This is a genomic window from Mariprofundus erugo (assembly GCF_005818865.1).
Lineage (GTDB): Bacteria > Pseudomonadota > Zetaproteobacteria > Mariprofundales > Mariprofundaceae > Mariprofundus > Mariprofundus erugo.
Map to the genome: position 1 here is coordinate 48,262 of NZ_VBRY01000004.1, position 16,155 is coordinate 64,416.

The 16,155-nt window shown below is 53.2% G+C and carries 8 protein-coding genes; 2 read left to right on the top strand and 6 right to left on the bottom strand.

Annotated elements, in window-relative coordinates:
* Positions 1-224: 224 nt before the first annotated feature.
* Both FEF65_RS05150 and FEF65_RS05155 read left to right on the top strand, forming a co-directional pair.
* A complete protein-coding gene (locus FEF65_RS05150; protein ID WP_138238732.1) occupies positions 225-1,058 on the top strand; it encodes an ankyrin repeat domain-containing protein in 834 nt (277 codons plus the stop codon).
* A gap of 257 nt (positions 1,059-1,315) precedes the next feature.
* Positions 1,316-1,606 (top strand): hypothetical protein, encoded by a 291-nt coding sequence (locus FEF65_RS05155; RefSeq protein ID WP_138238733.1) that lies wholly within the window; start codon positions 1,316-1,318, stop codon positions 1,604-1,606.
* Positions 1,607-1,780: 174 nt separating this feature from the next.
* Here the strand turns inward: FEF65_RS05155 and FEF65_RS05160 are convergent, their stop codons facing one another.
* The 6 genes from FEF65_RS05160 to recC form a co-directional block, all read right to left on the bottom strand.
* On the bottom strand, positions 1,781-4,492 hold the full coding sequence (locus FEF65_RS05160; protein WP_138238734.1) for a methyl-accepting chemotaxis protein: 2,712 nt from the start codon (positions 4,490-4,492) through the stop codon (positions 1,781-1,783).
* A gap of 1,224 nt (positions 4,493-5,716) precedes the next feature.
* On the bottom strand, positions 5,717-6,424 hold the full coding sequence (locus FEF65_RS05165; protein WP_138238735.1) for an Arm DNA-binding domain-containing protein: 708 nt from the start codon (positions 6,422-6,424) through the stop codon (positions 5,717-5,719).
* A 171-nt stretch (positions 6,425-6,595) separates the two neighbouring features.
* Positions 6,596-6,808 (bottom strand): hypothetical protein, encoded by a 213-nt coding sequence (locus FEF65_RS13360; protein ID WP_161595181.1) that lies wholly within the window; start codon positions 6,806-6,808, stop codon positions 6,596-6,598.
* A gap of 686 nt (positions 6,809-7,494) precedes the next feature.
* The gene (recD, locus tag FEF65_RS05175; RefSeq protein ID WP_138238737.1) at positions 7,495-9,330 is read right to left on the bottom strand and encodes an exodeoxyribonuclease V subunit alpha; all 1,836 of its coding nucleotides are present in this window, start codon (positions 9,328-9,330) and stop codon (positions 7,495-7,497) included.
* Complete coding sequence (recB, locus tag FEF65_RS05180) at positions 9,327-12,896, bottom strand: exodeoxyribonuclease V subunit beta (protein ID WP_138238738.1); 3,570 nt, start codon at positions 12,894-12,896, stop codon at positions 9,327-9,329. The genes recD and recB overlap by 4 nt, the downstream gene beginning before the upstream one ends.
* The gene (gene recC / locus FEF65_RS05185) at positions 12,893-16,096 is read right to left on the bottom strand and encodes an exodeoxyribonuclease V subunit gamma (protein WP_138238739.1); all 3,204 of its coding nucleotides are present in this window, start codon (positions 16,094-16,096) and stop codon (positions 12,893-12,895) included. The genes recB and recC overlap by 4 nt, the downstream gene beginning before the upstream one ends.
* Positions 16,097-16,155 lie beyond the last annotated feature (59 nt).

Genomic DNA, 16,155 nt, shown 5'->3' on the forward strand with positions numbered 1-16,155 from the left:
AGAAGGCAAGAAATGTGCCGAAACATTTAAAATGTACGCTTTCGGATCAGTTCTTGAGCAAGATGATGATTTACGGCCCATCCTGGCTAAAATAAAGCCCAACGCCCCCTCTCTTTTCCAGTTCTGGCTGTCTCAAGCTATAATGATTTCCGCGGGGAAGAGCGGATACGATGCCGGTTTAAGCAGGCCACACTTACCCGGAATTATCTCTGGAGGTTGAAGTCATGTGGAAAATATTTTTCTTGTTTGGCTTGCTCTTGTTCGTGCCCCAGGTACAGGCGCAAGACACCCGCCTCTTCGATGCAGCACTCTATAGCCAGAAAACCGATGTCATTCGATTGATCGAAAGCGGCGCTTCCGTATCGCAGGAACGAGATGATGGTGCCCAGCCACTTCATGGTGCGGCATTTGGTGGAAGTGTGGAGATCGTTAAATTGCTCGTCGATAAAGGCGCACACATCGACTGCCGGAACAAGGCAGGCATGACCCCGCTTTATTTTGCTGCGGCAGAGGGTCATCAAGAGGTGGTTGATTGGCTTTTAAATCATGGCGCTAATGTAAATGCCAGCAGCGGGCAAGGTGCGCCTGCTCTGTTTCCAGCCGCCGGCAATGGCCACGTTCATGTCGTCCGCACTCTGTTACAGCATGGTGCCGACATGAATGCAGTCAATCACTCGGGAGTATCGGTGGTGCATGCAGCCACATCCGGAGGGTTTCCAGATGTGGTGAAGCTGCTTATCGAAAGTGGTGCCAATGTAAATATCAAGGAGCGGGAGTATGATGCCACGCCTCTGCATTGGGCTGCTTTTTTCAGGAAAGATGACATTGGCAGTCTTTTAATAGCGGCAGGGGCCGATCTTTCGGCGCGGGATAAATTTGGTGCCACCCCTTTGCATTCGGCAGCAATGGCCAATGACCTTGCCCTGGCAAAGCTGCTCGTCGAACATGGTGCAGACATCACGATTCAAACCAGAGATGGTCAAACCGCTTATGACTTTGCAAAGAAGAAAAGAAGTCGTGAGGTTGCCAGCTACCTTAAATCATTAAAACGCCGCTAAGGAGGTATGCTGGAGCAGACACTGCTGATCGGTGCGACCTGACCGGTCGTCACCCCTGCACCATGAAACGATCTTCGCCCCTCTCGCCCGTCAGCACCTCCCTGGCGCTATCTTCGTTGATCGAATGCTCTGTATTCCGACCTGAAAGGATGTCTATAATCGCCGCCATCATTGCTTGTGTCCGAGTGGTGATATCACGGAGAAAATCAGGATCGGAAAGGGATGCTGGTTCACTGCCACCACAGGAGTAAATTGATATGACAAAGCAGCATCACGATCAACCACCTGAAATGAGCTCTGTCGAACATCAATGGGGCGAACAGCCAGATGATCACTTCGGCTATGCCTCCGAGGATGAGAGGCGGGCCAAACGCGGGCTGGAAGACTGGGAAATGGTCGAGCAAATGAGTGAGCATGAAAGCAACCTTTCGGCCTGGCTGCGCACGGCAGTGGGCGCTACCATGGTGGGAATCGTCGTCTTCATCATGCTGGCTTATGGTGTCTATTACTTCCTGATGCACTTCGGCTCCCACTTTTTCAACCGGTAAAACAAGACCGTTCCGGCATCACCGCCAGGGCAGTCACTCTGTCACTCCTGTAACGGCAAAGCCCCCCGGCCACCAGCCCTCTCAGCCGTTGCTGCCAACTGCCCCTTGAACGCGAGACATAAAAAAACCCGGCACATGGCCGGGCTTTTTTTACAGATAATGAATAGTGGTTCTTCAGTAGAGCGTCTTCTCCAGCTCGGCAACATTACGAATACCGGTATGCTGAGACACGGGCATCTCTTCAAGCTGGAACACCGCCACAAGTGCACGCAATGTTGCCGCCTGCTGATTCAAGCGCTGACTGGCAGAAGCGGACTCCTCCACCATCGCCGTATTCTGCTGCGTACCGGAATCGAGCTGGGTAATCGCCTTGTTCACCTGATCGATACCACTGGCCTGTTCGATACTGGCTGAAGCAATCTCGGCAATCAGCTCACTCACCCGACTGACGTCATGTACAATCTCTGACAGAGCGGAACCGGATTCATTGACCAGCTGGCTACCGGTCTCGACGCTTGCCACGCTCTGCCCGATGAGTGATTTAATTTCCCGTGCCGCATCGGCAGATCGCTGGGCGAGTGAGCGCACTTCACTGGCAACAACGGCAAAGCCGCGTCCATGCTCCCCGGCTCTGGCTGCCTCGACGGCTGCATTGAGCGCCAGCAGATTGGTCTGAAACGCGATGCCATCAATCACACCGATAATATCGGAGATGCGGTGGCTGCTGGCCTGAATTTCCGCCATCGCCTGAACAGCTCGCCCGGCAACACCGCCCCCCTTCGCGGCCTTGTCCCTGGCTTCGGTCGCCAGCATATTGGCCTGACGGGTGTTGTCGGCTGTCTGCTGCACAGTTCCGGTAATCTGCTCGATGCTGGCTGCGGTCTCCTCCAGGGCTGCCGCCTGATCCTGTGTGCGGGAGCTCAGTGAATGATTGCTTTCAGCAATTTCACCCGAACCAGACTCCACCTCTTCAGCCGAGGCTCTGACCGTACGAATCACCTCGGCAAGCTTGATCGATGTACCGTTTACTGCCGATTTTACCGCATCATAATCACCCTCGTATGAGGTGCTGATGCGATAAGTTAAATTGCCCCCCTCAATCGCTTGCAGTGCTTCAATCGTTTCCCGGAACGCCTGATCCACCGTACCGGTCACCTCATTGAGTTTATGCGCGAGATCGGCAAAGAAACCTGTTTTCCCTTCCACATTCAACCTTACTGCCAGATCCCCGCGCTGAACTGCAGCAACCATCGCGGCAATTTCCCGTTCGGCCATCACCTCGCGACTGCGATCCATCCACTCCAGTACATTACCCACCTTTTCACCGGCCTCATTACGAATCGGTGTGACTGCAAGCTTCACAACAAACTCATCACTGAAAGCCCAGTCATCGGATGTATAACTTCCCAGCAGGGAGTCCAGTAATCGGCGCTGATGCCCTGGCTTGCTATGGAATATATCTATATTACTACCCAGCACCTGCTCAGGATTAAAACCGGGTAACCGTTTACGGAAATCATCCTGATGTTTGTGGAACATCTGCTGTGCAGCCTGATTGAAGTAGAAAATATTATAATTGTGATCGGTTAACTGGACCGGAGTCTGTACATTATCCAGGGCAGCCTTGATTCTCAAAGCCTCCATGGCCTGTCCGTAAAGCTTGCGCACCGAGTAACCCTGACGCACCTGCATGGTCTTCAATCCTACCTGCAAAAGACCGATCTCATCATGCTGACTGATATGGATCCAGTCAAAATAGTCTCCTTTGGCAATGCTGTTCAGTTTCCCGGTCGTGTAGTGCAGGCGCTTGTTGAAGTTCCGAATCAACAGCAACGAACAAACCAGGGCGAGCAATAGTGACAGAGTCACAAAGCCAAGCGAATGCTCACGAATATCATGGTATGCCTGGGTTGATGATGTCACTTCAGACTTGCTTGCCTGCTGCTGCAGCTGTCTGAATGCAGTGCCCAGCTCTTCCATCGATTTAAAATCAGCATTGTGAAGTCTGAACATCGCCGGTGTAATCACGTCATTTACAGATTGAAGCTGATCGGCCAGCGGCTTCAACGCTCCGTTTACATAAACGGAGGATGCCTGCAAAAAGGCTTTTGCCGCATCAGCTTCCGCCTCACTCAAATCAGCCGAGCGAATCAGCTCGGCATCTTTTGCGATTCTTTCAAGCGTCTCTGCCACAACGCTGTACCCCTGCTGATGCAGTACCGCCTGCCGCTCACTCTGAATATCACGCAAATCCGCCATCATCGAGAGGATCGCGTGTGGAATATCCACAGCTGCCAGTGATACCTCCCGATCATTGGCCGACATAAGCAGACCATCATTTGCAACCTCGAGCCCACGTAGCGCCATCCACCACGACGCCAACATCAACACCGCAAGCATTACCATAGTTGCAACAATTTTTTGCCATATTTTCATCGCATGCAGAGGGTTGAAACGTGACCACAGAGCACTGCGATGATCGCCCCCGCTTCCCTGCTCATTTCGGGCATGATGCATCTTGCGTGCCTGCGCAATCTCAGCCGGGTCGGCGCAGGTACATACAAACCAGTATTCGTTTCCGTCCAGCGCAGGGGCGACATTGATACTTACCCAGTAAGAACCGCTCTTGCGCAATAGCTGGACCATTCCCTGCCAGAGATGACCGCCCTGAATGCGTCGCCATGCCTCCTCGATCAGGGATGACGACATATCAGGGTGATAGAAGTCTCTGTAATGGTGACCAACGACCTCTCCACGTCTGAACTCACTGACATTCAGATACTCCTGATCCACATCTGTGATGATACCTTCACGGTCTACGGCAAAGATGATGACCTGATTCTTCTGTAGCGTATGGTCCTGATGGTTTTGTGGCGATGAAAACATAAGAGCCTCTCAATCCTGATGGTGATTTAAATGACGATTATTGTTCATCATGCTGAATATTTATGACAAAAAAATGACCTGCCGGGATAATCAGCCATTTTCTTATTGTGACATGCAGATGAAATGGAGATAGCAAACTGGATATGATGTTCTGGCTACTGCAGGATGACACTGTATATGCCAAACAGACCATCGAATTATGGGTTATTTCGTTGCCCTGATAACAGGGGCAACCCGGACATATGACGCTGTACAGGTGATTGAAACGACTTTATCAGTACATCGGTAACGCTTCTTGATCCCCACATTGCCTCCTGGCCCGGATATGATTTTTCAAGGCATTCCGCTGGTTTCAGTAAACGGCGCACCTCGCCGTAGACAGACAGAGTTCAAAGCCAGTTCAATCAACTCCTGCCGGCGTTGAATATAGATATGCCCTGCCACCGCCGGTATCGGAATAATTCTGATTTTGAAAGGGGTATTGGAGGGGCGCATATATTGGGCAGAGTGCCTCTTTAGATGGTACGCTACGTCTGGTCACCATTGAACGAATAGAGTTAGTTGCCGGGGCTCGCACCAACAGCTCTACCTCCGCATGCCAATTCGCAGCCCGACAACCTTTCGGGATTGCGAAGCAGCTGCTCATATGTATTTTCCATATGGAGCGTCCCACCTCATCATCCGGAGCAATCAACCCATCATCCCGATCCGGAGTCGCAAGGGCAGATAGAAAATAATATACGGTTGGTAATCAGGCCAGGAAAATAGGTGTTGCCGACACCAAGCCAGGGAGATGTTAATGTGTCGATCCCCCGGGGCGATTTCTCCGTTTGGCCGTGAGCAGGCCCAATCCCCTCCTTCCCCCGCGTATTGTTGGTTCTTTTTCAAACCAACACAAGGATAATAATTCCTTTTGCAAAGGCAGGTTATGATGTTTTCAGATGCAAAGATGATATCCGGATTTCCCCTGCTGAACCTGTGTACACACCTCTTGTCCTGCCCATAAAAGTCTGTTGGTGCGCCTGCAGGATAAGCAAGGTGCCTGCCCTGTCCGCACGGGAAGATCCGGGCAACTTGATTTCACTTCAAAGAGATCCGGAAGACACAGGATGCGCCCCCTCCCAAGCCACCGTTTATTGTTGGTCTTTTTTTCGCGACACAGCACCCACCTTCAGGCAAATGCACGCCAAATAGACCAACACCACAAAAACCAACACAACTCTATCAGGCGGCAGGCTCCGGTCGGCGAATTGCCGGCACCCAGAGACGCCCCTCCACCACTTCCAGGCCATGACGGGTCAAGGTGGCTACCCACACATCGGATGTTTCAAGACGAATCACCTGCTGCTCACTCAACCAGGCCAGATCCGTTCGCAACCGATCAAATGATATCTTGTGGCCCGTTGTATCCAGTCCCTGCTGCAACAGGTATTCATTCGTCATATAACCATTGGCACGGATCAGTTGCTGCAGAATTCGTAAGCGCCGATCCTCCAGCCGCTGCTGTTCACTACTCTCCAGTGACGCAGGAACCGCATTGATCGGAGTGTTTTCAACCGCAGCCACAGCCTCATCCCCGACGGATGCAGCTATGGGCTCTTCAGGAGGTGGCGGTGCTACAACAGCGGTGGCTGCGACCACACTCATCATACGTTGCGCATACCGCTCCTGCTGCCGCACATAACCGGGGTCGATATTGCTTGCCAGCAATCTTTTTGCCGCTTCCCGCCTTTCGCGCGCCGCATCCAGCCCCACATCAGGATATACCCCCAGGGCCAGAGACTTCTGCTTACCACCGAATCGATAAGCCAGTTTCCAGTAGCGCCCCGAAGGTTTAATCAGCAAATAAAGACCACCACCATCACTGATTTTCAGCTGGTTCTTTCCATGAGGGATTCGGGCAGATCTGATGGTTCCTTCGGACAGCGGCATGTTGACTCCACGGGCTCTTGTTGGTCCTTCTGTTTGTTGGTTCAAATGTCACTCACATAAAGGACCAACCACAACCAAGCCAACAATACCCGCGCCTGAAAACCAACACAACTCATTAAAAACCAACACGCGATTCTGGTGAATTCCTGACAGAAAATGCATGGATTCCCTTCAAAATAAACCAGAATGCCCCCCTGCGAAAATGGTATCTGTTTGGCACTTTATGTAGTGATCAACGACACCGCACCTTGATTTACCGATCAGGATAGAGAATCCCCCGATGTTTGCTCTTCCTGCCATTCTGTCACAAGAATCCGTGATCAATGGCTGGCTGCTCAACATGGCGGCAGACATCAACACCCTGGCAACCAGTTTGATCGTCATGATAAAAATGTGCCTGCCGCTCTCCCCGTCCATTTCGCCAGCGCAACCCGGGATCTCACATCCATTGAGCACCAGTTTTCTGTCCCGTCGCGCGCGATGCCAGCATACAGCTTCCCTTCATTGATTAATCCACCTTCCGGAAAACAAAGTACCACGAACCATCCCCGGGCATATACAACACGCACATTGATGAATCTCTCTGCACAACCGGCCATGGTCTGTTTTTAATCACCGGGATCGTCACCGACCGATGCAACGTCATCTTCTGAAAAATTGATCATCGCTGGCACTGTATGAAACTGCTCATCCACGGATGTTTTCATGATAGAAGGCCCGGGCATCTTGCTACTGCTTCAGCGTGAAGAGCGATCCATCTGCTTCCCCGACCGGGTGTGGCCAGACAAGGTCTGGCCTGTTCGCCCTGGGTTGCACCAACCTGTAAGAAGGGACAGCTCCGATTCTCTACAGGTTCATGTGACACAGGATGTGCCTGCATCTCCTGCCCGGAGCGGATGATCGGTCCGGGCAGCCATCACCGGCAGCCTATACAGGGCCAGATCATAAAACCGTGGATATCCCGCCCGACGGTCCCTCCCCTACCCTGCCTGTTCGGCAAAAAAATAAAAAACAATCAAATTCAGGCGGATCAGATCTCCAGATGACACCTCCGGCTTCCGGCACACCGTTCACTGATCCGGCTGCAAAGTGATTGTATCCCCGCCCGACCAGTTCAAACGATCTGCCAGCCCCGTACTGCGATTGACTGTTTGAATCACCGCCCACCTTACCGCCTCGCTACCGGCAAACAGGGTGAAGTGATTTTTTGCACGCGTCACGGCCGTGTACAGCAACTCCCGGGTCAGCACAGCTCTCCCCGCCTCGATATCCGGCAGAATTGCCACGACGTGCTCAAACTCCGAGCCCTGCGACTTATGCACGGTCATCGCCCATGACAATTCATACTGTGGCAATGACTGAACCGAGATATCACGCAACGCGTTATCGCCGGCTCTGAAATACGCTCTCAACTGACCATCCTGATTTCGCCACAGCAGTCCGACATCGCCATTGAACAAATTCAGCTCATAATTGTTACCCGTGATCATGACAGGCATGCCGGCCACGGCCTCACCGTGCAAGAGCAATCCTCGGGCGATGAGCCTCCTGGCAATCTCACGATTGACGGACTCCATACCATACGGACCCTGACGGACAGCACACAAGACGCGCTGCTTCTCGAACAGATCGAGTGCCTGGGCAATATCCTGCTCCAGCAGATATGGCATATATGAATCAGCAATCTGTTCAAGCAGGGTGTTCAACACTAAATCCGGTGCCCAGGACAACTCGGCACAGGAGTGATCGGAGAGCCAGGCAATCGTCTGGTCCGCAGCTCCGCTGTTGATATGGCGGGCCAGGTTGCCGATACCGCTGTTTTCATCAAAGCGATAGCTCTTTCTGAGCAGCGCAATCGCATCGGCAACAACCGGGGCATCCGGATTCACCGGCAGCAGCCCCATATTCACACCGGTCAGCGATGCGAGCAGCTCCGCTGTTTCAGGGCGGTATTCGATTTCATGGCCGTGACCGGTAAGATCGCCCAGCACATTGCCTGCATCCACAGAGGCCAGCTGATCGCGATCACCGAGCAGAATCAGCTGCGCAGTCTGAGGCAGCGCGTCAAGCAGCCGCGCCATCATCGGCAAATCCACCATAGATGCCTCATCGATCACCAGGCAATCGAGTATCAGCGGATTCATGCTGTGGTGGCGGTAACCTGCGGGACTGTAGCCAAGCAGGCGGTGCAGGGTTGACGCCTCATCGGGAATTGCCGCCCGAATCGCATCATCGATATCGAGTTTCGACTTGGCCTGCCGGATCGACTCCATCATACGCGCGGCCGCTTTGCCTGTGGGGGCCGCCATACGAATATACATCCCGGGATGCTGCTCCAGTAGCAGAGCCAGCACTTTTACCAGTGAAGATGTTTTACCCGTACCCGGACCACCTGAAATAACCGAGAAGTGACGTGTCACAGCGAGTGCGGCTGCAAGTTTCTGCCAGTTCACCCCTGCTTCACGATCATCTCCGAACAAACGCACAAGTCCCTTCTTGAGAGCTTCATGCTCGACATGAACATGGGTCTGCAAGCGTGATTTTATCGCACCAGCTACCGTATCTTCATAGCGCCAGAAGCGGTTCAGATAGAGGCGATGGCCATCAAGAATCATCGGGGTATGTTCACCCGGTCCGCCGACACATATGCCATCACGCATCAATTCACGACACCACACATCAAGATCGGGAGTCAGGTCACTGCGATTCATGCCCTTTTGATCCGGCCATGGTTTACCTGTGTACAGAGCCAGGTCGAGACAAACATCTCCATTCTGCTGCACTTCAGACAACCATGCGGCTGTTCGTGCCAATACACTGTTCAGGCTCTGGTTCGCCTTTTCCGCGATAAAGCGGGAAAAGAGAAGCGAGAGACGGGATTGTGGCTGCTCGATGTGTTGACTCATGCCACCACCTCCTCATTGCGACCATCCCGGCCAAACACCTGCTGATCCAGTGCATCGATCAATGCTTTTTCAGGTCTTGCATAATACACACCGAACTTATCGCCATGGTCCGCTCGCATACCACGCAAAAAGAGATAATAAACGCCCCCGAAGCAGGTTTCGTAATCATAGTCCGGCAGCCGCAATCTCAGATAACGGTGCAGTGCCAGCGAATAGAGCAGATACTGAAGATCATAGCGCCGGTCGAAGACAGCCTTTGCCAATTTCTCCGGTGCATATGCATCGAGTGAGAAGCCGAGATGATTACTCTTGTAGTCGGCCAGATAAAAGCGGCCATTGGCCTCGAATACCAGATCGATAATACCGGTGATATATCCCCGGCAATCATTCATCACCAGTTTCTGCAGCGGCTGACCGGCAGCAGCCTCCAGTGTTTGATTCAGCAATGCGATATCGATGTGGCCGGCGGAAAAATCAAACTCCAGCTCGTTCAAACGCCTGTTGTGCGGAATCTGGCCGAGTGTGATACCTGCCTCACTGAGTGGCGTCGCCAAAACATCGGCCACCCATGCATCGACCACTGACACACTATCTGCATCGAGCCCGTAACGTGCAGCCTGACTCTCGGTAAACTGGCGCACGGGTTCTGAATGATCCTGCTGAAAATCGAGCTCCTCAAACAGTGCGTGCAGGAATAGTCCCGTCTGACTACCGGCGGGAAAGTTGAATACCGGATCCTCACTGCGCACCTGCTCACTATGAGTAAATAGCTGATGGACATCACGCGTCATGCCTGAAAAACTGGAGATACGCCAGTCTGCGGCAATCGAACCGGTAAATGGCGTCACCGTGCACACATCAACCATCCTGTCACTCTGATCAAGAGTGACAGCTTCCGAATCGGTTGGCAGAGGAATCACCTCGATATGCCCGCATAAGTCAGCAAGCCTCTTCAGATCATCACCCACATCAGTGCCTTTCCCCATGGCCATGGGCTGTGCCACAGCCAGATCCTGCGGATGCTGGTGATGATGAAACAACCAGCCTGGTGCGGATTTCGACGCATCACCGGCATGTCCCCAGGCCAGATACACTTTGGCGCGCGCGCGCGTCAGAGCGACATAGGCAAGCCGAATATCCTCAGCCAGTCGCTCTTTCTCGGCGAGATTCAGATGCACATCGGCGGGATCGGCATGCAGACAGTGCTGTCGCTGCTGCTCATCGTAAAAGGCGAGCAGCGTTTTCGCATCGCTCTTGCGCGAGCGGCATGACCACATATAGGGCAGAAACACGATCGGATACTCCAGCCCTTTACTGCCATGAATGGTCACAATACGTACCAGATCGCCATCATTCTCCAGTCGCAATTCCGCTTCACTGCTTTCCCTGACCATCTGATTCTTAAACCAGTGCAGCAATGCATCCATTCCGATCACCGATTTCGACGCCTGTTGGGCCAGCTCCCCCAGATGCAACAGATTGGTCAAACGGCGCGAGGCATCGTGGCGTGCGGCAATTCGCTCCCCGATATCCAGCCTCCGCAGCATCTGCTGGAACATGGCCATAAACCCTTTTGCTGCCCAGGTCGCATTGAGCTCCCTGAAATGTTCCATCCACGTCAGCCATTGCTGCTCATCACCGATCAGAGCGTGCATACTGCTGTAGTGATAATTAAGCAGTGAACTCGCCAGCGCACAGCGGAGCGTTGACGCACTGCGGAAATCGATCACTGCCTCCAGTAACTGCAGCAGGCCGGTGGCCTCATCACTGGCGTAGACCTGTTCACCACCATTGGCCACGGCACTGATACCACGCGCTCTTAATGCATCCTTCAACGCATTGGCTTCAAAGTGTGTACGCACCAGCACCGCAATATCACCAGGCTCCACCCCCTTTTCTCCCAGTTTCAGTGCCCCCGTCCTGCCAGCATGCAGCAGCCGGGCAATTTCGTTGGCCGTATGAGCATGCATCAGAGGCCCCATCGTATTTTTGGGGATCGCTTTTTCAGGTGTATCGCTCTGTATATGCCAGATCGTCATCGGTGCAACCGGCACACCGTTTTCATGCAACAGGTCATGCGACTTGTCGGCTGCAGCGACGGGTGAAAACGGAATCTCCTTATAGATAAAGGTTTCATCCCCTCGCTGTGAGAAGATACGGTTCACCGCTTCAATCAGCCCGGGGGTCGAGCGCCAGTTGGTGCCCAGCGTGTAGTGGCCAACAGCATCCAGCTTGGCCTGAATATAAGTAAAGATGTCACCACCACGGAATGAGTAAATCGCCTGTTTAGGATCACCTATCATGATCAGGCCACCCCGACTACGGCCCTGATAGATATGCCTGAAAATGGAATATTGAATGGCATCGGTATCCTGAAATTCATCGATCATGGCGATCGGGAAACGCTCATGAATCTGGCAACCCAGCGCATGATTATCAGCCAGCGCACGCTCCAGAAATTCCAGTTGATCATTGAATGAAAGCTGGCCTGCCGCCCTTTTGGTGGCCGAAACATTTTCACCGGCTACTTTATTTACCTCAGCTAACGCCGCGACTTTAAATTGTTTTACAACACCGCAGACCTTATCGAGATAATGATCAACAGCGACAAAGAAGGGGTGATTAAATGGCTCTTCACTCTGCCCTTTTTTCAGTTGCGCCTTCAGCTCTGTAGCTCGCATGGCATTGAATGCATCCGATGCATTCAGTACCGGCTCACCGGCCAGGCACGTTTCCACCGCCGCAATGACTGCCTCCAGATTCGCGCTCTTGTATACACTCTTTCTCTGCATCAAAGCCCCGGAACAGAGCGCTTTGATCAGCTGTTCTCTGGATGATCCCCAGCTCTTGCCGATAGCCCCCCACTCTGCAGCGAGCTGACGCCAGGCTTTCAGCAGATCAGCAGTCGATTCACCTGAATCGGGTAACAGTTTGACCTTCGGTTTACGCAGCTCCTTCTGCAAATCAACCAATGACTCGACACTGCCAAGGGCTGCGGTAAACAGCTGCAGACCAGCCCGATCCAGCGGATAGGCATGGACGCGCCACCAGTCCTTGATGGCCGCATCCCACATGTCGCTGTCATCGGTCATCATCTCGACATCAAATGTCTGGCGACTGTGAAACGCATGTTCCGTGAGCGCCCGCTGGCAGAAGCCATGAATGGTATAGATCGCCGCCTCATCCATGCTGTTCAGCGCGAGCTTTAACTGCCTGCCAGCCCTTTCTGTTGCCGCAAAGTCCCCACCGAAGGCATCACCCCACTCGGCCAGAAACAGATCATCGCTGGCTGCTGTGCCTGCCTGCAGCTGTTCCAGATACACCATGGCATCGTGAATGCGCAGACGAATGCGTCCTCGCAGCTCCTCTGTCGCCGCATTGGTAAAGGTCACCACCAGAATCTCGCTAACCTTATAGCCATCCATCAGCATGCGCAGGTAGAGATTACCAATGGTATAGGTCTTGCCAGTGCCGGCACTGGCCTCAACCAGTTTGAAACCGGCAAAGTCCATATCCAGCACGGCAGTGGAATCGAGTGTCATCGGTGAATTCATGTGACTGCTCATTTCATCCCCTCCGGCCAGGCATTCAACAGTGGCCGGTAAAAGCGCTCCGCCCAATCTGTAAATGCTGCTGTACCTACAGGTGATTCGCTGACATCACGCATAATCACCCGGACATAGGCATCATCCTTGTCGCCCGGAATATCCTGAAACTCCTGACCATGCCAACATAGGTCACGCACTTTGCCGCTGGTGGCCTGCTCCCAGCTTGAGCGTTCGAATACCGGCAACGGGTACTGCATACCTTTGAACATGGCGTCCAGATAGCCGGCGAGAACCAGCTTCGCCTCATCAGCCGGCAGTGGTTGCAAACAGATATGGGTATCGGAGCAAATCAATGTACTCTGCTCTGCGCTTGTCAGGCAGCCACTGGCGCACAGAGTCAGGTGCTCAATCCAGAATGACATGGCATATTTTGATTTGAGTTTCGACGGCGTCACATGCAGTAACCCCCGCTTCGGGAAATAATTCCGCACCTGCCCGATGAGTTGCACATGGCGATCATCCACCTGTATCAACAACTCAATCATCCGGGCTTGCGGGCGAGTCTCCTGATATGCTTCCAGTACAGGCTGATAGGCGGCAACAGCAGCTGCCTGCTCAGCGTACGCCTGCGTGGCCAGGTTACCGTGCGGCAGCATGCCCTCAGCCTGCATCCGGGCCTGATCGGCCGGCGCAAGGCCCAGCCAGGCATCCAGCATGCGCTTTTTCACCTGCCAGCTTGCCAATCCATCCAGCGTGAATGGCTCCTCATCCTCGGGCTCATCATGTTCATTCAAATAGATCGATAACGTATCGTTAAAGAAGAACTTTACCGGATCACGCATAAACCGGGAAAGTCTCGAAATATCGATGGTCGCGCAGCTGCACTGATCGATTTCAACCGGCTCGGATGGCCACCCATCGCCATCCCGGTTGAAACTGTTGGCAGCAACCTGGTTGGCCAATTCACACCAATAGCGATCGTAGCTTTCCGCGTACAGATAGTTGGCTGTCGAAAATGGCTGCATCGGATGCTCATGCGTGATGCGCTTCATCAGCACATCACCGTACTGGCCCGTCAGTTGATCGAGCAGCTCTCCTATCAGCACGGAAGGCTGGCACTCGCTGTTATCTTTGATGCTGCGGCCGGTATAACTGATATGGATGGCATCACGCGCGCAGAGCAGTGTTTCAAGCATCAGGTAACGATCCATCACACCGGTTAACGGATCAGCCGGATGCGGGCGTTCATTTAACATTTGATCGAACTCAAGCCTGCGCTCACGTCCCGGAAAGGCACTATCCTGCATCCCCAGCAGACAGATCACCCGGAACGGCAGACTGCGCATCGGCCGCATACCGCAAAAGCTGACGCCACCGGAAAAATAGTTGCCGGCACTATCGCGTGCATTCAGGCGCGTCTTCAGCCAGGTGCACACAAGGTCGCGCGACAGGTGGTTATCGCCGGCATGCCGGGCAAGATCCGCAATGGCATCGCGAATCAGCTGCAATCGTCCGCCTGTCTCCTGCGTATCGATAAACAGAGATTCAAGCATGGCCGTCATTGTCCCCTGCCATGCCTGCGCTGTGTGATTACCAGCCTCAGCAAGGACGGCACGCCAGTGTTTCAGTTGTTCAAACAGTGCCCAGAAATCGGCCAGCGCAGCAGCATCACTACCACCGATATCAAACGGGGCAATGCCCTGCCACAGACCGCCCCCCTGCATTGAAACGTCGCCCATGGCGAAACCGGCCATCAAACGCTCTTCTGCCTGCTTCCAGCTATTTTCAATGGTAGCAGGCAGATGCAGTGCTTCTTTATGCGCGCCATCAATTCCCCAGCGCACATTCAATTGTGCCAGCTTGCTGCGAATCACCTCGAGTTTATCACCATCAAGATCAAACCTCTCCGCAATTTCAGGGACATCCAGTAACGACAGAATCTCTGACAAGGTGAAACGGCTGGCCGGTAACTCGAGAAGCTGCAGGAATGAACCGATCACCGGATGCTCATCAACCACGGAGATATCGGACAAATTCCACGGCAGGAATGGCCGTGATTCATCCTGCCTGAACACCGCCTCGATATAGGGCGCATAGCGGCTGATCTCGGGCACCATGACCAGTATATCTTCCGGCTTCAAATCCGGATCATCGTTGAGCTGCCGCAAGAGCACATCATGCAACACCTGACATTCGCGCATCGGGCTATGGCAGATATGGACGGCAAGTGAATGATCATACTCGGGTAGCACCCGCTCAGGCATCTGCACCTCAAACAGATCACGCTGCAAATTCCCCAGCAAGGTGTCAGGCCATTCGCATATGTAGGGTGAAGAGGTCAGCGATTCAAACGTTTCATCCGCATACAACAGATCCTGAAACACCTGTCCCTGTTTTCCCCATGAGGCCAGCAACTCATGGCCTGTCTCGTAATAGTCTGCATCCTCGCACTTCTCCAGACGGATTTTTGCCAATGTTTTCTCGGTTTTCAAATCGGCCCAGTACTGGTCTGTCGGGGTCAGGTAATAGAGGTAAACATCAGTAAAGCGGGCCACGCGCTGAATCAGGCGCAATAACAGTGGCGGTAAACTGGAAACTGCAAAGAGAGAGATTCTCTCGGGTAACCCCTGCACATCCCCACGGTCCAGTTTCTCCATAAACGTTTCGATCAGCGCCAGGCGGTGTTGTTTACTTCCCGCTTCTGTGATCAGTGCCCGCCATAACAGTGCCTGCCAATCGCTGCCTCCCCCCGCACTCCAGGTTTGAATCAGTTCAGGCCGGTAGTACTGATAGCGATCAAACACATCGGCAATACGTTCAGCCAGCTGCCAGCGTTTGATGCCTGTATTATCGTTTTCGAGATACTTGTTCAGCTCTTCGAATGGCTCATCAAAACGGGGATCACCGATAAAATTATCAAGCAGTGCGAACACTTTCCAGGTTGCCTGATCACGGGCAAGCGGGTCCATCTTCGGTGCATCGACCACATGATCGGACACCAGCTGCCACAACCACGCTGCAGGTAAGGGGTAATCATTATTACAGTTGATGCCTGCAATTTGTGCCAGTTGCAGCCCGAGCCAGCGCTTCATCGGCATACTCGGCACAAGCAGTACCTCCGGCTCAAACGGGTTGCTCAACGGCGATTGCAGCAGATGCATTGCCAGTTCTGCCGTCAGCTGCTCAACCCTGTTAGAACTGATTAAATGAAATCCCATCAAATCCCCTCTTCAACACATCGACCCCCTTCTGATGTCATTTCCGGCAACCGGCCTTC